This window comes from Nonomuraea endophytica (assembly GCF_014203235.1).
In the GTDB taxonomy this organism is placed as follows: domain Bacteria; phylum Actinomycetota; class Actinomycetes; order Streptosporangiales; family Streptosporangiaceae; genus Nonomuraea; species Nonomuraea endophytica.
Genome location: NZ_JACHIN010000001.1, coordinates 1,441,580 through 1,459,633, shown reverse-complemented (window position 1 = coordinate 1,459,633; position 18,054 = coordinate 1,441,580). Strand labels below are relative to the sequence as shown.

Annotated in this window: 16 protein-coding genes; 6 read left to right on the top strand and 10 right to left on the bottom strand. The window is 70.9% G+C overall.

Translation table 11 applies throughout. The features are described from left to right. The first annotated feature begins 11 nt into the window (after positions 1 to 11). Positions 12 to 1,025: an ROK family transcriptional regulator gene (locus HNR40_RS07055; protein ID WP_221339946.1), complete on the top strand. Its 1,014-nt coding sequence runs from the start codon at positions 12 to 14 to the stop codon at positions 1,023 to 1,025. Here HNR40_RS07055 and HNR40_RS07050 read toward each other — a convergent pair. Continuing rightward, positions 1,022 to 1,717, bottom strand: a complete 696-nt coding sequence (locus HNR40_RS07050) for a TetR/AcrR family transcriptional regulator (RefSeq protein WP_184959089.1) — start codon at positions 1,715 to 1,717, stop codon at positions 1,022 to 1,024. The two genes, HNR40_RS07055 and HNR40_RS07050, sit on opposite strands and share 4 nt — an antisense overlap. Positions 1,718 to 1,786: 69 nt before the next feature. Here HNR40_RS07050 and HNR40_RS07045 point away from each other — a divergent pair, with 69 nt between their 5' ends. Beyond that, entirely contained in the window at positions 1,787 to 2,509 is a 723-nt protein-coding gene (locus HNR40_RS07045) for a siderophore-interacting protein (protein ID WP_221339945.1), read from the top strand. A 2-nt stretch (positions 2,510 to 2,511) separates the two neighbouring features. Here the strand turns inward: HNR40_RS07045 and HNR40_RS07040 are convergent, their stop codons facing one another. Next, entirely contained in the window at positions 2,512 to 3,198 is a 687-nt protein-coding gene (locus HNR40_RS07040) for a hypothetical protein (RefSeq protein ID WP_184959088.1), read from the bottom strand. A gap of 142 nt (positions 3,199 to 3,340) precedes the next feature. Between HNR40_RS07040 and HNR40_RS07035 the strand changes: the two genes are divergently transcribed. Both HNR40_RS07035 and HNR40_RS07030 read left to right on the top strand, forming a co-directional pair. Continuing rightward, positions 3,341 to 4,711 (top strand): MFS transporter, encoded by a 1,371-nt coding sequence (locus HNR40_RS07035; protein WP_184959087.1) that lies wholly within the window; start codon positions 3,341 to 3,343, stop codon positions 4,709 to 4,711. Positions 4,712 to 4,759: 48 nt separating this feature from the next. Then, positions 4,760 to 5,869 (top strand): FAD-dependent oxidoreductase, encoded by a 1,110-nt coding sequence (locus HNR40_RS07030; protein WP_184959086.1) that lies wholly within the window; start codon positions 4,760 to 4,762, stop codon positions 5,867 to 5,869. A gap of 7 nt (positions 5,870 to 5,876) precedes the next feature. On the opposite strand, the gene HNR40_RS07025 is transcribed toward HNR40_RS07030, so the two are convergent. Next, positions 5,877 to 6,407, bottom strand: coding sequence for a hypothetical protein (locus HNR40_RS07025; protein WP_184959085.1), 531 nt, complete (start codon positions 6,405 to 6,407; stop codon positions 5,877 to 5,879). A gap of 74 nt (positions 6,408 to 6,481) precedes the next feature. On the opposite strand from HNR40_RS07025, the gene HNR40_RS07020 reads away from it, so the two are divergent. Then, entirely contained in the window at positions 6,482 to 7,396 is a 915-nt protein-coding gene (locus HNR40_RS07020) for a carbohydrate kinase family protein (protein ID WP_184959084.1), read from the top strand. 38 nt (positions 7,397 to 7,434) lie between these two features. Here the strand turns inward: HNR40_RS07020 and HNR40_RS07015 are convergent, their stop codons facing one another. The 7 genes from HNR40_RS07015 to HNR40_RS06985 form a co-directional block, all read right to left on the bottom strand. Further along, positions 7,435 to 10,038 carry a DUF5682 family protein gene (locus HNR40_RS07015; RefSeq protein ID WP_184959083.1) on the bottom strand — a complete coding sequence of 868 codons (2,604 nt, stop codon included), beginning with the start codon at positions 10,036 to 10,038 and terminating at the stop codon, positions 7,435 to 7,437. Further along, positions 10,035 to 11,144, bottom strand: a complete 1,110-nt coding sequence (locus HNR40_RS07010) for an ATP-binding protein (RefSeq protein ID WP_184959082.1) — start codon at positions 11,142 to 11,144, stop codon at positions 10,035 to 10,037. Before HNR40_RS07010 ends, HNR40_RS07015 begins: the two co-directional genes overlap by 4 nt. A 9-nt stretch (positions 11,145 to 11,153) precedes the next feature. Next, positions 11,154 to 12,380: a VWA domain-containing protein gene (locus HNR40_RS07005; protein WP_184959081.1), complete on the bottom strand. Its 1,227-nt coding sequence runs from the start codon at positions 12,378 to 12,380 to the stop codon at positions 11,154 to 11,156. Then, entirely contained in the window at positions 12,377 to 13,741 is a 1,365-nt protein-coding gene (locus tag HNR40_RS07000; RefSeq protein WP_184959080.1) for a hypothetical protein, read from the bottom strand. The genes HNR40_RS07005 and HNR40_RS07000 overlap by 4 nt, the downstream gene beginning before the upstream one ends. Then, positions 13,741 to 14,232 (bottom strand): hypothetical protein, encoded by a 492-nt coding sequence (locus HNR40_RS06995; protein ID WP_184959079.1) that lies wholly within the window; start codon positions 14,230 to 14,232, stop codon positions 13,741 to 13,743. The genes HNR40_RS07000 and HNR40_RS06995 overlap by 1 nt, the downstream gene beginning before the upstream one ends. A gap of 72 nt (positions 14,233 to 14,304) precedes the next feature. Further along, positions 14,305 to 16,200: a S9 family peptidase gene (locus HNR40_RS06990; protein WP_184959078.1), complete on the bottom strand. Its 1,896-nt coding sequence runs from the start codon at positions 16,198 to 16,200 to the stop codon at positions 14,305 to 14,307. A 50-nt stretch (positions 16,201 to 16,250) separates the two neighbouring features. Continuing rightward, positions 16,251 to 16,754: a MarR family winged helix-turn-helix transcriptional regulator gene (locus HNR40_RS06985; RefSeq protein ID WP_184959077.1), complete on the bottom strand. Its 504-nt coding sequence runs from the start codon at positions 16,752 to 16,754 to the stop codon at positions 16,251 to 16,253. A gap of 90 nt (positions 16,755 to 16,844) precedes the next feature. Here HNR40_RS06985 and HNR40_RS06980 point away from each other — a divergent pair, with 90 nt between their 5' ends. Further along, positions 16,845 to 18,011, top strand: a complete 1,167-nt coding sequence (locus HNR40_RS06980; protein ID WP_312896219.1) for an MFS transporter — start codon at positions 16,845 to 16,847, stop codon at positions 18,009 to 18,011. The last annotated feature ends 43 nt before the right edge of the window (positions 18,012 to 18,054 follow it).

Below are 18,054 nucleotides of genomic sequence, written 5' to 3'. Positions count from 1 at the left end.
ATCATGAGCCCGTGAAGACCGCGACCCCGGCCATGGCCCGCGCCATCAACGATCGGCTCGCCCTCGACCTTCTGCTCGAACGCGGCCCGCTGACCGCGCCACAGCTGCGCGAGATCACCGGCCTGTCCCGGCCCACGGTCTCCGACCTGGTCGAACGGCTCCGCTCGGCCGGACTGATCGAGGTCACCGGGGAGTCCGGCGAGGATCGGCGCGGGCCGAACGCCCGGGTCTACGGGCTGGTGGCCGATCGCGCGCACGTCGCCGGGGTGGACATCCGCTGGACCGGCCTGCGGGTGACCGTGGCCGACCTGACCGGGCGCGAGGTCGGCACCGCCGTACGCGGGCCTTCCGAAGACCTTCACGAGGCGATCACCACGGCGGTCGCGCAGGCGGCGGGCGGGCGGCGGCTGCAGGCGGTCGTGATCGGCTCGCCCGGCCTCGTCCACCCGGAGACCAGCGCGCTGACCAGCGACTACCGCGTGCGCGGCTGGCATCCCGGCCTGCTCGGCGAGCTACGGCGGAGCCTGGGCGTCCAGGTCGTCCTGGAAAACGAGACCAACCTGGCCGCCATCGCCGAGCACCGGCAGGGTTCGGCCCGCGGCGTCGCCGACTTCGTGCTCATGTGGCTGGACGACGGCGTCGGCGGCGCGATCGTGCTGGGCGGCAAGCTGCGCCGGGGCATGTCCGGCGGCGCCGGCGAGATCGGCACGCTCGACCTGGGCATGCACGATCCGACCCTCTGCCGTGCGGTCGAGGTCGCGGTGGAGGACGGCAAGGGGCTGGCCGAGCGCATCGCGCGGGGCGTGTTCGCGGTCGTCGCCGTGCTCGACCCCGGGCTGGTCGTGCTCGGCGGGCGCATCGGCCGGGAGGGCGGCGAGGAGCTGGCCGCGCTGGTCGAGGAGCAGGTCGCGCTGCGCTCGCCGGCGCCCACCCGGGTGCGGCCGAGCACGGTCGAAGGCAACGCCGTGCTGCAGGGCGCCGTGCTGACCGCGCTGGACCTGGCCCGCGACGAGGTGTTCGGCTAGCGGAAGCCGAGCTTCTCGCCCAGCTCGCGCAGGCACTCCTCGTAGACCGGGGTCAGGTCGGTGAAGGCGAAGTCGAGCTGGTGAAGGACTTCCATGCACAGCAGGCCGTACAGGCGGATCCAGCAGGACAGGAAGACGTGCGCGGCCTCGGGCGGCAGCGCGCCGCCGATGGCGGCCGAGTAGTCGCGTAGCTGGTCGCGCAGGGAGGGCGGCAGGTCGGCCAGGTCGGGCACGGGGAAGGGCTTGGTCCGCCACAACTCCGCGACCAGGCCGCTAAAGACCTGTTCGAAGCGGTGGGCGGCCTGGTATCTGGCCGATTCCCGGAGCTTGTTGGGCGCGCTCGGCGGGCTGGCGAAGATCCAGCCGAACTCGGCCGGGTGCGCGATCGCCCAGGCGCGCATGGCCCGGCACGTCTCCAGGATGCGTGTGCCCAGCGGTTCGTCGGAGTTCCGGTCGCGGGCTGCCTCCATCACCTCGGCCAGCTCGCGGAAGAAGCCCGCGGTCACCGCGCCGACCAGCTCGTCGTGGCCGGAGAAGTAGTGGTAGAGGGCGGGGCCGCTCATCCCCACCTCCCTGCCGACCGCGTTGATCGTGACCGCGCCCGATCCCTGCTCGACCAGCAGCCGCCGCGCCGCCGCGTGAATCTCGGCCAGCGTCGCCTGCCGGAGTCTGTCCCGCCTTGTCGTTCCCACGTTGACATCCTAGACCATCTATGTTTGCTTAATAACTCTAAGGTAGCTTATCGCTGTTAAGGAGGCGTGATGCGGAAGTACTTCGCCCGCTACACGGTCGAGGCGACCGTCACCGACAACGAGCTGGTCACGCCCACGATGCGGCGGATCCGGCTGGTGGCGAACGCGCCCATCGGCCTGCCGTACCGGCCGGGGCAGCACGTCAGGGTCCAGATCAACGACCCGCTGTCGGTCCCCGGAATCCTGCGGCCCGGCGAGACGCTGCGCACGTACACCATCTGGGAGCTCGACGGGCGCGCCATCGAACTGCGCGTGCACGACTACCCCGGCGACGGCATCGGCCTGGTCTGGGCTCGCGAGACCAGGCCCGGCGCGGCCGTCACGCTGTGGTGGCCGCAGGGCGACCTCTTCACCCGCGAGGCGCCGTTCCACGTATTCGTCGGCGAGGAGAGCGCGAGCGCCGCGTTCGGGCCGATGATCCGCGAGCTCGGGCCCACGGCTCAGGTGTACGGCGTGCTGGAGAGCGAGAGCGCCGAGCACGACCTGCCGATGCCCGGCGAGCACCCGCTGCGGCGCGTCCACCGGCGCGGGGCGCCCGCCGTGTCCTCGACCGTGCTGCTGGCCGGGCTGGCCGAGCTCGAACTGCCCGGCAACACCGGCGCCGCCTACGTGGCCGGAGAGGCCAAGACCTGCCAGATGGTCCGCGACTATCTGGTGCGCGAGCGGAACTGGCCGCGTACCTCGATCAAGGTCAAGCCCTTCTGGGCCCCCGGGAAGAAGGGGCTGCACTGAGTTCAGATCAGCGCGCTCAGGCCGGTGTGGAGCTCGGCGCGCTCCCCGTCCGTGAGGATCTTGTACGGCTCGGCCGCCGCCACGTTGGTGGCGTGTTCGATCTCGGCGTGCAGGGGGCCTTCTCGCAGGTTCACCACCTCTTCCGCCGTGAGGCCCGCTGCCTGCCAGGCGGCGGCGTGGGCGTCGGCCCGGCTGTAGCGGAGGGCTGCCAGGCGGTTGAACAGCAGGAGGCCCGGTGTGGCGCCGGTTGGTTCGTAGGGCGGGGCCATCAGTTCCAGCGCGCCGCCCGGGTGCCTGGGGGCGGCGGCCAGGACGCGGGCCACCATGGTGGCCAGGTGTGTCACGTCGGGCCAGATCCTGGCGGCGGTGGCTTCGTGGTGGGCGTACAGGGCCTCGATGAACGCGGTGGTTTTGGGGGTCGGGTGGAGGGCGTCCGTTTCCTTCAGGGTGCCCTGGGCCAGGTGGGTGGCCACCTCTTCTTCCAGGTCTGTGGGCTTTGTGTAGCGGTAGATCGTGGACAGGCCGGCGCGGGTCAGCGGGCGCAGGGGGAGTGTGAAGCGCAGGTCGACCAGGAAGCCCGGGGTGAACGCCGGGTGCTCGAAGCCGGGGCGGGCGGCGGCGTGGAGGCTGACGTGGGCGGCGTCGATGACCGGCGCGATCCTGGCGGCGAAGAGATGAAATGTCGGCATGTGGGTTCTAGGCATTACGGGGTGATTATGCGGCATCCGTAGCCGATCGGCAGGGGATCAGAAGCCACTGGGAGCAGGGTGAAACCGGTTCGACCGGGCTGGTGTTCAACCACCGCTCATCCCTCTCGCCCCAGGAGCCGTCGTGGTCCTCGCCAGTCCAGCCGTGCGCAGCCCCAGCCGCTGGCTGCCCCTGCCCGTCGTGCTGGTCGCGGTGTTCGTGACCACGCTCGACTTCTTCATCGCCAACGTCGCCATCCCCTCCATCCGCACCGACCTCGCCGCCGGGCCCGCCGCGACCCAGCTCGTCTTCGGCGGGTACGGCCTCGCCTACGCCGCCGGGCTGATCATCTCCGGCCGCCTCGGTGACCTCTACGGGGCGCGCAGGGTCTTCATGGTCGGCCTCGCACTGTTCACCCTGGCCTCCGCCGCCGCCGGGACCGCGCCGGGCATCCTGGCGCTGATCGTGGCCCGAGTGGTGCAGGGGAGCGCCGCCGCCCTCCTGGCGCCCCAGGTCCTCACGCTGATCGGCGCCCTCTACCCGGGCGCCGACCGCGCTCGGGCTTTCGGCTGGTACGGCACCGCCACCGGCGTGGCCGGAGTCAGCGGCCAGGTGGTCGGCGGACTGCTGATGGCGGCCGACCTGGGCGGGCTGGGCTGGCGCACGGTCTTCCTCATCAACCTCCCCATCGGCATCGCGGCCCTGCTGGCAGCCCGAACCGTCCTCCCCGAACTCCCGGGCTCGGCTTCGGGTTTGGGTTTGGCCGGGGGTGGGCGGGGGTTGGATGTGGCGGGGGCGTTGATGGTGGCGGGTGGGCTGGCGGCGATCGTGTTGCCGCTGGTGCAGGGACCGGAGCTGGGCTGGCCGCTCTGGACCTGGGTGTTGCTCGCCCTTTCCGCACCCCTGCTCACGGCGTTCGTGGCTCGCCAGCGCACCCGCCCCGAACCCCTCCTGGATCTGCGCGTCTTCAGGGAGCCGGGCTTCGCACCCGGGCTGGTGGCCGTGGCACTGCTGTTCGGCGGGTCGGCGGGCCTGTCGTTCGTCCTGGCCGTCTACCTGCAGGACGGCCTCGGCCTAGGACCCCTGGCCGCCGGAATGGTCTTCACCGCGCTCAACGCGGGCTTCTTCCTGGCCTCACTGCGAAGGGGCCGCCCGCTGCCAGGGGCACTGGCCATCGTGGCCGGGCTGATGCTGGTCCGCGAGGCGGTCGGGGCGGGCGAGCCGTACCTGATAGCGGCGGCACTTGGAGTGGTCGGGGCCGGGATGGGCCTGCTCATGTCGCCGCTGATCTCGACAGTCCTGGCAGGGGTACGCAGGGAGCGGGCCGGTGCCGCGGCCGGAGTGCTGGGCACGGCCCAGGAGACCGGCGGCGTGCTGGGCGGAACCCTGACCGGTGCCGTCTTCCTCGCCGCCGCCGACCAGGGCTGGACGGCGGCGGCCCAGAGCGCGCTGGTGCTGCTGGTGGTGGTGTTCGCGGCGGTCGTGGCGGTGATGGTTTTCTCCAACAAACGTTGAAGTATCGGCCTCCGAGGCGTAATTTCTTCAACTGTGATGAAGAAAAGCGTGCTGATCATCGGAGCCGGTCTGGGCGGCCTCTGCCTGGCCCAAGGTCTGAGCAAGGCCGGCATCCGGGCCACCGTCTTCGAACGCGACCCCGCACCCAACTACCGAGGCCAGGGCCACCGCGTCCATCTCGACGACCGAGGCGAACGCGCGCTGCGCGCCTGCCTGCCCGACGACCTGTACAACCTGCACCTGGCCACCCGCGGCCAGCCGAGCGAGCGGTTCATGCTGATCTCGGCCGAGGAAGAGCGGCTGCGCGAAATCCCGTTCCCGGACCTCGGCGACGGCAGCCAGATGATCAGAACCGGCCGGGGCGTCAGCCGCCAGACCCTCCGCGAGATCATGCTCGGCGGCGTGGACGTCCACTACGACCGACACCTCACCCACTACACGGAGGAATCCGGAAGCGTCACGGCCCACTTCGCCAACGGCGCCACCGCCACCGGCGACCTCCTGGTGGGCGCCGACGGGATCGGCTCCGCCGTACGACAGCAGAAGCTTCCGGACGCCCGGGTGCTCGACACCGGCGTCCGCTGGCTGGGCGGCAAGACGCCGGTGACAGAAGAGATCAGGTCATCCCTCCCGGAAAGCCTGGAGACCGCCTTCGCCGCGGTCACCGGCATGGACCCGGCGATGATGGTCGGCTACCTGCTGTTCGACCAGAGCCCGGCCGGTCTGGGCCTCACCGAGCCCGGCGACTACGTCATGTGGGCGATCACCGTCCCCAAGGACCGACTCCCGGACGCCATCCCCGACCTCCACCAAAAGGCAGTGTCTCTGACGGCGACCGCCCACCCTGCCATGCGCGCGATCGTCACCCAGGCCTGGCCGGACCAGTGCTTCCAGCTGTCCTTGGGCACCGCGGAGCCGGTAGCCGGCTGGGACCCCACCAGAGTCACCCTCCTGGGCGACGCGATCCACGCCATGCCCCCCGCCCGCGCGTCCGGCGCCAACACCGCCCTGGAAGACGCCGCCACCCTGACCACCACCATCCAGACGGAAAGCCCGCTAGCCGCCTACGAGGCAGACTTGAGAGAACGCGGCTTCGCCGCGGTCCGAGCCTCCACTGCGGCCCTGGAACAGGTGGCCAAAACCATCATCCAGACCTGAGGGTGTGTCAGGCCCCGCCGAGGTCGAGGTTGCGGGCGTGATCGGGGGACAGGACGATCGGGCCGGTCCAGCCCCGGACCACTGCCGCGATGTGTTCGCGGTTGGGCGCCTCCGGATGGGTGGCGATGCCGCGTGACCAGTTCGCCAGCATGGCCTGGGTGGTGGCGAGGCGGGTGGTCACGAGGGTGTGTGCACGTCGCCTGTCGTCCCAGGTGTGCCAGAGTGCCCAGCCCTCGGGGCGGGGGTCGACTCCCAGGCTTTGGCAGAGTGGTTCGTAGACGCCGGGCTGTGGTTCCCGGGTGATCAGGGCGGCTCCGCCCAGGGCGAGGATCGGCCGCTCATCCAGGCATCCGTCGCCTTCGAAGTGGTAGTGCCGCACGGACCTGGCGATCTCGTTGATCGTGCGCTGCAACGGTGTCGCCTCGTCGGGGTCGGGCGCGTAGCTGAGCCATCCTTCGTCCAGCGCGCGGGTGATCAGTTCACGGCTGAGCAGCTCCAGGCGGCGCAGATAGTCCCAGTCGTCGAGATCGGAGGCCATTCCGCGAGTGTCGCATTCCGGGGGGCCGGGCAGGTTGCGTAAATGGATGTCCGGAGACGAGATGAGGAGGTCCGGTGATCGCGGTTTTGGGGGAGTGTGTGGCGGACGCGTTTTCGGGTGGGGCGCCGCGGGGGGAGTTGGCGCTGAGGGTGTTGCCGGGGGGTGGGCCGGCCAACACGGCGGTGGCGTTGGGGAGGCTGGGGACGCCTACCCGGTTTCTTGGACGGGTTTCTGGTGATGTGTTTGGGCGGCTGTTCCGGGAGCGGCTGGTCGGGTCCGGGGTTGATGTTTCGGGGGTGGTGGAGGCTGACGAGCTGAGCACGTTGGCGGTCGCCGCGCTCGATGACGCCGGGCGGGCGGTCTACTCGTTCTATGCCGAGGGGGCGGCGGATTTTCAGTGGAGCCGGGCTGAGCTCGGCCTCGATCGGCTGGGTGGGGCGTCGTGTTTGCACACGGGGTCGCTGGCGCTGGTCACGGAGCCTGGGGCCGGCGAGGTGGCGGCTTTTGTGGCGGCCGCGGCGCCGTACGCGACGATCTCTGTTGATCCGAACGTACGGCCTGGCCTCGCCACCCGAGAGGCCTACCTGAAGCGGGTGCCCGGCGGGGCGGACATTCTGCGGCTCAGCGAGGAGGATCTGGCCTTCCTGCTGCCCGGAACCTCCCAGGAAGCCGCCTGTGACCGGTGGCACGAGCAGGGTGTACGCCTGGTCGTGGTGACGCGGGGCGCCGCCGGGGCGTTGGTGTCGCTGGCCGGTGAGCGGGTCGTGGTGCCGGGGGTGCCGGTCGAGGTGGTGGACACGGTGGGTGCGGGGGACGCGTTCACCGCCGGGCTGCTGCATCGCCTGCATGGACATCTTGGCGGCCGCCTGGACGGGCTCGATCTGGAGACCGCGCACGAGGCGGCGGTCTTCGGCGCCGAGGTGGCCGCGCTGACCTGTACGGTCCCCGGCGCCGACCCGCCCTGGCCCGGCCCGAAGCCGGAGGACTGACGGAAGCGGCCAGCGAAAGGCCGCTTCCGCGCGGAAAGTCAGGCCAGAATGCCCGCCACAGCGACCCCGGTCTCCGGATAGGCAGCCAGCAGCGCTCCGATCTCGGCGTTGAGGTCGGCGACCGGCTCACACCCCAGCAGCTCCCCAACAGCCGCGCCCGTGGCCGGATGCGCGGCCAGCAACTCGCTGACCGGCCCGGAAGCGGCCACGGCCCTGCGCGACGAGGGCTTGGCCAGCCACGGCGGCGTGAACGAGTCCACGTCGCCGAGCCGGGCCGGGAACGTCCGCTCGGCTTCGCGAACCAGCACCGGCACCAGCTCAGGCGCCTGCTCCCGCAAGGCGGTGATCAGCTTGGGCAGCCAGGGCAGCAGCACGTCGTCGGGCAACTGCCCGAACGCCCTGGACAACACCTCCACCACGAAGGGCGCCAGCGCGGGCGCCGACTCCAGCGCCTGCACGAACCCGCTCACGTACTGCGGCACCGACGGCACCACCAGCGGGCTGCCGAGCAGCTCACCGACCAGCTCCCGCAACTCGGCCATGGTGAGCAGCCCGAGCTGGTAGCGCGCCGTCCACAGCAGCGCCACCTTCGCGGGCACCGTGGGGTGCGACTGCTGTACGGCCAGCTCAAGCTGAGCCCGATCGCAGCCCAGCGACAACGCCAGACTCTCCATCGTGAACAGGAACCCGAGCATCGCGCCCACCTGGCGCACCCCGGTCTCCTCCTCGACGAAGGCCGTGGGCAGCAACGTGCAGTAGTGCGCGTACCCGGTGGTCACGAACGCCTTGGCCCACTCGGGCAGCTCCGGCTCGGTGGCCCGGTAGTGGGCCAGCAGGCGGCGGATGCGGCGTAGCACGTCGGGGGCGTCGTCGACGGTGCGTTCGCCGGACAGCAGCTGGATGGCGCGGGCCCCGAGCTCGTCGGTGAACCGCCTGCTGCCCAGGTAGAGGATGGAGTCCTCGACCGCGTCCAGCGCCACCGAGGCGGTCGCCTTGGGGTCCCAGACCGCGCGCCGTAGCCGCTGCTCAAGGACCTGTTCGATGGTGACGCCCTCGTAGCCCAGCTCGATGATCGAGCGCTGGTTGCGCCCGATCGACAGGTCCCAGCTCTCCTGGTGGGAGCGCTCGCCGAGCCGGCGCGAGCCCATGATGGGCCGGACGGCGTCGTCGGGCAGCAGCCTGCGCAGGATCCAGAGCAGGTGGGAGCAGGGTTCGAGCTCGGGGTGGGCGTCGAGGTCGATCAGGGCCCGCTGGATGGTCCGCTTCTCCAGGTCGAGCCCGAGCGGCTTGAGCCGGTCGAGCACGTCTCTGGCCAGGGGCGGCAGCGAGTCGTAGCCGACCTGCCCGACCTTGTCGCCGCCGAGCATGATCTCGACCAGCCGCCGCACGTCCCTGCGGCCGGGCACGACGTCCTTCTCGATGCAGGTGACCGCGGCGTCCTGGAAGTCGTACGGCGTGGGCCGCTTCCTGTTGCGCATGCCCGCGAGCAGGATCGACGTCTCGAACACGGCGATGGCGTCGGCGGTGCTGGCCAGGTAGCCGTTGCGCCGGGCCAGCCGGACGATCTCGACGCACCACCCGAGCAGTTCGGCCTCGTCGAAGCCGTCGAGGACGGGCGGCTGGGTGAGGAAGGCGTGCAGCCCCTGCGACTCGACCGGTGCGGGCGCCTTGCCCTTGCGCTTGGAGCCGAGCTGGTAGGAGGCCAGGCCGTGCCGTTTGAGCGACTTGTCCCAGGTGGCGGCGGCGATCGAGACCGAGCCGGGCGCGAGGCCGAACTGGGTCTCGATGGCCGAGTGGCTGGAGGGGATGAGCCCGTAGAGCCAGCTCGTCTTGGTGCGCGGGCTGATGTCGAGGTGCTCGTCCATGACCGGGCTGGCGGCGTGGAAGGCGCCGCACACGTACAGGCAGTCGGCGGGGTCGGCGCCGGTCGCGGCCAGATGCTCGCGCATCCTGGTCCACATGTAGCGCTCGCGGTCCTCGTCCACCTCGTTGCCGGTGGGCTTGAGCCGGCGGAACAGGCTGCCGATGAGCACCATGACCTGGCGGTAGGTCTCGTAGTCCGCGCCGGACAGCGGCTGCTCGACATACTGGTCCCACCACTCCGACCAGTGGCGCACCTTGCCGTGGTGGAGCAGGTGCTCCTCCAGGGCGGCGAAGCCGGGCCGCAGGTCGCCGATCTCGATGCCGACGTCGGCCGACTCCGCCCTCGGCTCCCACTGGAACACGTGGTCCACCGACCGGTCCACCAGGACGATCTCCACGCCCGGGGTTTCCAGGGCGTAGGCGATGGCCTGGTACTCGGCGGACGACTCGGTGATGGGCGCGACCACGCTCAGCGGCGCCCACTCCTTCGGGAAGCCGTCGATGTCGGTGGCGAAGGCCTGCAGCGCGACCGGGAGCTTGCAGTTGTGCAGCTCGTCCAGGACGGGTCGCAGGTCCTCGCACAACTCCAGGTAGATGACCTTGGGCTGCTTCTCCCTCAGCCGCCGGACCATCGCCAGCCCGGAGGCCGGCGAGTGGTGGCAGACGGGGAAGATCTCCACGTCGGTCCGCAGCGCCTGCTCGACGTCGTCGATCAGACCGGCGCCGAACGTCTCCGCGGCGCTCGCGAGCTGCTCGCGCAGGGGGTCGAAGGGGCTCATGACAGGGTGGAGATCGCCTCACGGCCGCCGTCGAGGAATTCCTTCCACGGCCCGCCCTCGTCCTTCTTGCTGCGCGGCTCGATGACGCCGTGCAGGTATTTGTTGAGTATCGCCAGGTCCTCCGGGCTGCGCCGGGCCAGCGAGCCGACCAGCGAACTGGCCAGGGTCGCCGCCTTCAGCGTGCTGTCGCCGAAGAACTGGCTGTGCAGGATGGCGTCCTCCAGCACGCCGATCTGCTCGGCGGTGGACAGCGCCGACTCCAGCTTCTCGTCGTCGCTGGTGGCCGAGGCCGCGGCGGCGCGCAGGTCGGCGAAGCTCTGCAGCAGGATGTCCAGCAGCGTGGGCGGCAGCTCCAGCTCGATCTGGTGCCTGCGCAGCAGTTCCTCGGTACGGAAGCGGACGATCTCCGCCTCGCTCTTCTTGTTCGTCACCACGGGGATGCGCACGAAGTTGAACCGGCGCTTCAGGGCCGAGGACAGGTCGTTGACGCCCCGGTCGCGGCTGTTGGCGGTGGCGATGATGGAGAAGCCGGGCTGGGCGAAGACGATGTTGTCGTCGTCGGGCAGTTCGGGGATGGAGACGTACTTCTCCGACAGGATCGAGATCAGCGCGTCCTGCACGTCGCTGGTCGAGCGGGTCAGCTCCTCGAAGCGGCCGATCACGCCGCGTTCCATCGCGGTCATGATGGGCGAGGGGATCATCGACTCCTTGGACTGGCCCTTGGCGATGACCATGGAGACGTTCCAGGAGTACTTGATGTGGTCTTCGGTGGTGCCGGCCGTACCCTGGACGACCAGTGTGGAGTTGCGCGAGATCGCCGCGGCCAGGAGCTCGGCCAGCCAGCTCTTGCCGGTGCCGGGGTCACCGATGAGCAGCAGGCCGCGGTCGGAGGCGAGCGTGACGATGCTGCGCTCGACGAAGCTGCGGTCGCCGAACCACTTCTGCGGGATCTCGCGGTCGAGCCCGTCGGCGCGGTCGGAGCCGAGCACGAAGATGCGCACCATGCGCGGGCTGAGCCGCCAGGAGAACGGCTTCGGTGAGGTGTCGATCGACTCGAGGTAGTCGAGCTCTTCGGCGAACTTGATCTCTGCGGGGGCACGCAGCAACGGAGGCTCCTAGGTGTTCAGGAAAGTCTTGAGCTCGTTGACGAGCTTGCGGATGTGTCCGGAGATGACCGGTGTGCCGAGGGCTTTGAGCTTCTGGCGGTACCAGGGGTCCACGCTGGCGTGGCCCGAGCTGTTCACCGAGCCCACCGGGATGAACTTGACGCCCGACTTGTGCAGCGCCTCGAAGTCCGTGATCAGCGACCGGTTGTCGTAGAAGTCGGAGATCCACACCATGACGGTGTTGCGCGGATCGGTGATCTTCGGGCGGGCCAGCGCCATCGCGACCGTGCCGTTGGTGCCGCCGCCGAGCGTGGTGCGCAGCAGCACCTCGAACGGGTCGTTCACCCACGGGGTCAGATCGAGCGCCCGGGTGTCGTACGCGACCAGGTGCACGTCCACCTTCGGCAGCCCGGAGAAGATCGAGGCCAGGATCGTGCAGTTGACCATCGCGTCCACCATCGAGCCCGACTGGTCGACGACCACGATCATCTTGGCCGGGGTGGTGCGCTTGGCGGTCTGCTTGTAGAAGAGCTTGTCGACGTAGAGCCGCTCGTCCTCGGGGCTCCAGTTGGTGAGGTTCTTCCAGATCGTGCGCTCAAGGTCGAGGTTGCGGTAGACGCGCTTCGGCGGCACCGACCGGTCGATCGTGCCCGCGCTGGTCTTCTCCACCTGTGTGCGCAGCACCTGGGCGACCTCGTCGACGAACCGGCGGATCAGCGCCTTGGCGTTGGCCAGCGCCACGCCGGAGAGGTTCGCCTTGTCGCGCAGCAGCTGCTCGATCAGCGACATGCTGGGCGTGAGCTGCTTGGCGAGCTGCGGGTCGGCCAGCACCTCGCGCAAGTGCATGCGCTTGACCAGGTCGGCCTCGACCTTGCCGAGCTCGCCGGCGGCCTCGCCGCCGAACGCCTCCTGCAGCCATCCGGCGTCCTGCTTCCACCCGGCGAGCTGCGTGGCGCTGACCGTGCCGTTGCCGGTGGCGAAGGTGTTGAGCAGCAGCTTCGAGACCAGCGCCGCGTTGGTCACCTCGTCGCCGTCGAGCTTGCGCAGCCTGTCGGCCAGCTCGGGATGGCGCTGCACCAGGTTGTCGATGGACACGCCCGGGTCGAGCAGCGCGGGCGGCAGCCCGAGGTCGTCGACGATGGCGACGCTGGCCTTCTCCAGCGAGGGCTGCTCCTCGCCCTCGAACACACGCGCCAGCAGGCGCCAGTAAAGGATCTGACGTCGGGTTTCGCTCATTTGCGCAGCAACCGTCCCGCTCGCTCCTTGAGCACCGAGACGGGATCGCCGGCCTTGGCGCCGCTCTTGAGCACCTTCTGGTCGGTGGGTCCCTGCGCCCAGTCGCCGTTGTGCGCGGCCACCGGCTCCTTCTTCACACTCGCCTGTACGGCCAGCGGTTGCAGCCGCCATCCCCCGCCGTCCCAGCGCATCAGCCCGATGCACGCGGTGGAGGCCTTGAGCAGCTGGGGCGTCAGCGGCCCCGACTGCGGCAGCCGGTCGAGGTCGAAGGGCAGCTCGGCGCCGTCGAGCCGGATCACGGCCCCGTCGCTCTTGTATCCCTCGACGAACACCGGCTCGGCGACGCGGACCGGGTGGCGGTCCAGCGGCGGCACCGCCGGTGCGCTCGCCCCGCCGAGCTGGACCCGGGCGGTGGCGAACGGGTCGCTGTATGCGCCCACGCCGGCCTTGGCCTCCTGCCAGATCAGGTCACCGCTGGGCAGCAGCGTCATGCCGGTGATCTCCAGGCTGAGGTGCTTGGCCAGCGCGCCGGTCAGCACGGGGTGGTCCTGGAAGAGCTGCCACACGAACGGCCCGGCGATCGTGTCGACCTTGGCCGCGGACACGCTGGTGCGTACGAGGCGGCCGTGCGGCTCCAGGATCGCGTGGAGCTGGATCTGCGCCGCGGTGCCGTGCTCGTGGATGTCGACGCCGAGCGGCAGTAGCCGGCCGGAGACCTCTTCGGCGCCTTCCACCGCGCCCGTCCGGATGAGCAGCAGGGCGCGCGCCCACAGGTCGGCCCAGCGGCGCACGGGCAGGTGCTCCATCGCGCCGACCGGCGAGGAGGCGCGCAGCTCGGCGGCGAGGCCGTCGAGCAGGACGCCGGCCCTGCGCAGCCGGGGCTCGGCCAGCATGCCCTGGATCGCCTGGTCGGCGGAGGAGGCGAGTTCGTGGTCGACGCCGCGCCAGCCGGTGATGGCCAGCTCGGCCAGCCAGGAGCGGCAGGCGCTGGTGAGGGGGTCGGCGGTCGGGGGCTGGGATCCGTTCCAGGGGGCGCGGGTACGGCCGAGCGCGGTGTCGAGCCGGGCGAGCAGCGCGTCGTGCACCGCGCCGAGCAGCGTGGTGCGCGCTCCGGCCAGCGCCGTCAGGTGCTCCTCCGCGATCGAGCCCGCGGCGAGCTTTCCGGCGGCGTCGGCGGCCAGGGGGCCGAGGGGAGTGGCCGCGACGGCGCCGGCGAGCGCGGTCAGCGCCTCCGCGCGCTCTTCGCCCAGCCGGGCGAAGCCGTTGGCCAGCGCGTCGTCGAAGCCGGCCACCAGGCCGAGCGCCTCGTCGAGTCCGGGCTGCGGGCCTTCGCGCAGGGCCGCGAGCTGGGTGGCGAGCATCAGCTCACCGCCCCGAGCGAGGGGAACCAGTGCATCTCGGCGATCGGTTCGCTGGCTGGGGGCAGTTCGAGGTAGGCCAGGTGCCGCAGGAAGCGGCTGAAGACCACGGCGGCGGGGATGGACTCGTGCCCGCCGTCGAGGTTGCGCACCAGGTCGCCCGCCCGCTCGCCTTCGACGCGCAGGTAGCGGGCCACCTGGTCGAGGCCGTATTGCAGGACGGCCTCGTCGACCAGCGAGTGCAGGTGCTTGCACGGCGCGCCGCGCAGGCCGCCGCACGGCCGGTTGTTGTTCGTGCTGCAGTTGTAGCCGTGGGTTCCGGCGGTGATCGAGGAGACGTACACCCGCTCGATGTCGGAACCGCTGGACACCACACCTTGCAGCCGGCCCTCCGCCATCTCGACGAAGGGCACTTTAGCCAGCTTGCGCGGCTGGATGGGTGAGACCACCCGCAACGCGCTGAGCTGCTCCCACGCGGGTCTGTCCGCGTTCAAAGGACGACCTCCAAGATTGGTATCGGTCGATCAGTGAACGGGAATTTACCCGACCAGTCCGACAATTTCCGATCAACGAAAACCTTCGGCGGGCAGCGCCCGGCGCAGGAAGTCGAGCTGGTGCGCGAGCAGGAACTCGGCCGTCGGCCGGTGCCCCGCACGGGTCAGCGGAAGCACCTCGTGCGGCCGCCCGGCCTCCAGCAGCGCGGCCGAGAAGCGCAGCGTGTGCGCGGCCACCACGTTGTCGTCGGCCAGCCCGTGGATCAGCAGCAACGGCCTGGTCAGCCGCTCGGCCTCCCGCAGCGGCGAGCACCGGTCGTAGGCATCCGGGTGCTCGTCCACTTGGCCGAGGTGTCGCTCGCGCCAGTGGGTGTCGTACATGCGCTGGTCGGTGACGGGCGCGCCGGCGATCGCCGCGTGGAAGACGTCCGGCCGCCGCAGCACCGCCACCAGCGACAGGAAGCCGCCGAACGACCAGCCGCGGATCGCGACCCGGCTCAGGTCGAGCGCGGGCTCCAGCTTCGCCGCCTCGTGCAGCCCCTCGACCTGGTCGTCCAGCACCGGCTGGGCGATGTCGAGGTAGATGGCGCGCTCCCAGGCCGGGCCGCGGCCCGGCGTGCCCCTGCCGTCCACCGCGAGCACCGCGTAGCCCTGCTCGGCGAACCACTGCGAGACGTAGCTGGCCCAGAACGGCTCGGCGGTCACCTTGCGCATGGCCGGCCCGCCGTACGGGTCCACCAGGACCGGCAGCGGCCCGTCCTCCGCCCGGTGCCACGACGGCAGGAACAACGCCGCCCGCAGCTCGCGCGGGCCCAGCTTGAGCAGGCGCATCCTGAGGTCGAGCACCGGCTTCTCGGCGTGGGAGACGATCTCCTCACCGGTTTCGCGGATCCTGGCGCCGATCACCGTGGTGCCGGCGCGTGTGGTGTCGTCGAGGCCGGCCGGGCCGAGCTTCTCCAGGCCGGCGTCCGGGTGGTAGGACCACAGCTGGGTCTCGGTGGGCTCGTCGGTGGCGGTGAACAGCACGCTCTCGCCGTCCACCGACCGCACCGCCAGCAGGTTCAGGCCGGGCGGGGTGACGGGCCGCCCGCCGTACAGGAGAGTGCGGGTGTCGTCGCGGTCGGCGCTCGTGAGCCACACCCCCTTCCCGGTACGGCGCGGCAGTCCCGGCACCAGCGTCACCCAGGCGTCGTCACGCTGCTCGGCCAGGACTTCCGTCCGCCCGGTGGCCGGATCGACGGCGAGAAGCCGGACCCGGCGCTGGTCACGGCTCTGCACGGCGGCGTAGGGCCCGTGCGCGTCCCAGCCCGCGGCGGTCAGGTACTCGTCGTCGGCCTCGACCCGGATCCTCGTCCCGTCGAGATCGACGATCCACAACGTCACGTCGGCGTTGGCGGTCCCCACGGCCGGATACGGGAAGGACCGCGACGGCCGGGACGGGTCGGACGGATCGGCGAGATGCCAGCGCTGGACGGGCGCGGTGTCCACCCGCGCCACCAGCAGCCGCTGCCCGTCGGGCGCCCACCAGAAGCCCTCGCGCCGCCCGATCGAATCGGGCGCGACGTACTCGGGCAGCCCCCACGTCACCTTGGGCCCGTCGGGCTCGGCCACCGCCCGGTCGCCGTCGCCGTCCACGCCGATGACCCGGAGCGCGCCCGCGCTGACGTAGGCGATGCGCTCGCCCGCGGGGTCGGGCCGGGGGGCGCGCACCGGCTCGGCCGAGGGCAGCGCGCCGTCGGCCGTGCACAGCTGCCCGTCCCGCTCGAAGGCCAGGATCCGGCCCTCGTCGTCGGCCGTGTAGGCGGTGATGCCGGGCCCGGCCACCAGGCGTTCCTCGCCCTGGGCACGCGCCCACAGACTGCTGTCACGCAGGAAGAAGACGGTACGCCCGTCGGCGGAGACGGTGAAAGAGGACGGCCGGCCGAGCGTGAACCGCTCGGTGCGCGTGAGCTGGCTGAGAAAGGTCATGAACGCAGCATGGCCGCCCCCGTGATCACGGGAAGCGGCCTTCTCCATCTTCATTCTACCAGGCTGGTGTCTCCCAGCGACTCCAGCAAGGTGCGCAGCAGCCCGGCCAGCTGCTCGCGCTCGGCGGGACCGAGGGCGGCCAGCAGGCGCTCCTCGTTGTCCACATGCTTGCCGACGAGCCCGTCGACCAGCTCCAGCCCCTGCGGCGTGAGCCGGATCCGCACCGACCTGCGGTCGCCGCTGGCCCTGACGCGTTCGACGAGGTCCTTGGCCTCCATGCGGTCGATCCGGTTGGTGATCGCGCCCGAGGTGACCATGGCCGCCTTGAGCAGTTCCCCCGCGCTCAGCTCGTACGGCGCGCCGGACCTGCGCAGCGTGGCCAGCACGTCGAACTCCCACCGCTCCAGCCCGTGCTCCTGGAAGAACGTCTTGAGCTCGCCCCCGAGCAGCAGGCTGAGCCGGGAGACCCGGCCGATGATCCCCATCGGGGAGGGGTCGATGTCGGGGCGTTCCTTCCTCCACTGGGCCAGCAGCATGTCCACCGCGTCGCTCATGGCGAAACCTCTTAACGTTCACAGACTTGACGTTCACACAATAAAGTGATGATATCTCAACGTTGAGATTATCAATGAGAGGTGATCAGCGTGTCCATCGTCACGCAAGAAGAGGTTTCACTGAAGGAATGGCTGGCCGTGGCGGCCGTGGCCGTGGGCACCTTCGCCATGGTCACCGTGGAGCAGCTGCCCGTGGGCCTGCTCACCGCCATCGGCGGATCCTTGGACATCTCCGAGGGCGCCGCCGGGCTCATGGTGACCGTGCCCGGCCTGGTCGCCTCCGCCACCGCGCCCCTGCTGCCCGTGGCGATCGGGCGGCTCGACCGGCGTACCGTGTTGATCGGGTTGCTCAGCCTGATGGTGGTGGCCAACGCGATCTCCGTGGTGGCGCCCAACTTCGGCGTCATGCTGGCCTCCCGGTTCCTGGTGGGCATCGGCATCGGCGGGTTCTGGGCGCTCGCGGCGGGCATCGCCGTACGGCTGGTGCCCGAACGTCATGTCCCGAGGGCCACCTCGCTGGCCTTCGGCGGTGCGACAGCGGCGAACGTGCTCGGCGTCCCGGCCGGGACGCTCATCGGCGGGCTCACCGACTGGCGGGTCGCCTTCGCCGCCGTCGGCGTGCTGGCCCTGCTGGTGGTCGGCGCGCTGCTGTGGCTGCTGCCGAGAATCCCCGCCACCGCCCCCGTCCGCCTGCGCGAACTGCCCCGCCAGTTCCGCAACCCGGTCGTCCGCGTGGCCGTCATCTCCACGTTCCTCGTGGTCAGCGGCCAGTTCGCGGCCTACACCTTCATCAGCCCGATCCTGCAGAACGTCTCCGGCGTGCCCGCCGACATGATCGGCCCGGTCCTGCTCGGCTTCGGCGTCGCCGGAGTCGTCGGCACCTTCGTCGGCTCCTCCTGGAACGTCAGGCGCCGGGTCATCACGCTGAGCGTGACCCTGGCCGTGATCATGGCGATCTTCCCGCTGGTCGGCACCACGCCGGTGACCGGCTCGATCCTGCTGCTGATCTGGGGCCTGGCCTACGGCGGCGCCCCCGTCGCCGTGCAGACCTGGATCCTCCAGGGCGCCGGATCCTCGGCCGAGGCGGCCACCGCCCTGAACACCACCGTCTTCAACCTGGCCATCGCCTTCGGCGCCGCGCTCGGCGGGATCGTGGCCGACAACACCGCCATCACCGGAGCCCTGTGGTTCGCCGCCCTCCTGATGGCCCTCACCGCCGTGGCGGCCATCACGGTGAGCACGCGCACCCCCAGGTAGCGAACAGCTACGCAAGCCGCCCGGCGAGTAGGTCCGCATCGGG

Coding starts and splice junctions, on each gene's coding strand:
- HNR40_RS07015 (WP_184959083.1), bottom strand. CDS start 10,038: ATGAGCCCCTTCGACCCCCTGCGCGAGCAGCTCGCGAGCGCCGCGGAG.
- HNR40_RS07025 (WP_184959085.1), bottom strand. CDS start 6,407: ATGGCCTCCGATCTCGACGACTGGGACTATCTGCGCCGCCTGGAGCTG.
- HNR40_RS07000 (WP_184959080.1), bottom strand. CDS start 13,741: ATGCTCGCCACCCAGCTCGCGGCCCTGCGCGAAGGCCCGCAGCCCGGA.
- HNR40_RS07040 (WP_184959088.1), bottom strand. CDS start 3,198: ATGCCGACATTTCATCTCTTCGCCGCCAGGATCGCGCCGGTCATCGAC.
- HNR40_RS07005 (WP_184959081.1), bottom strand. CDS start 12,380: ATGAGCGAAACCCGACGTCAGATCCTTTACTGGCGCCTGCTGGCGCGT.
- HNR40_RS06990 (WP_184959078.1), bottom strand. CDS start 16,200: ATGACCTTTCTCAGCCAGCTCACGCGCACCGAGCGGTTCACGCTCGGC.
- HNR40_RS07045 (WP_221339945.1), top strand. CDS start 1,787: ATGCGGAAGTACTTCGCCCGCTACACGGTCGAGGCGACCGTCACCGAC.
- HNR40_RS06985 (WP_184959077.1), bottom strand. CDS start 16,754: ATGAGCGACGCGGTGGACATGCTGCTGGCCCAGTGGAGGAAGGAACGC.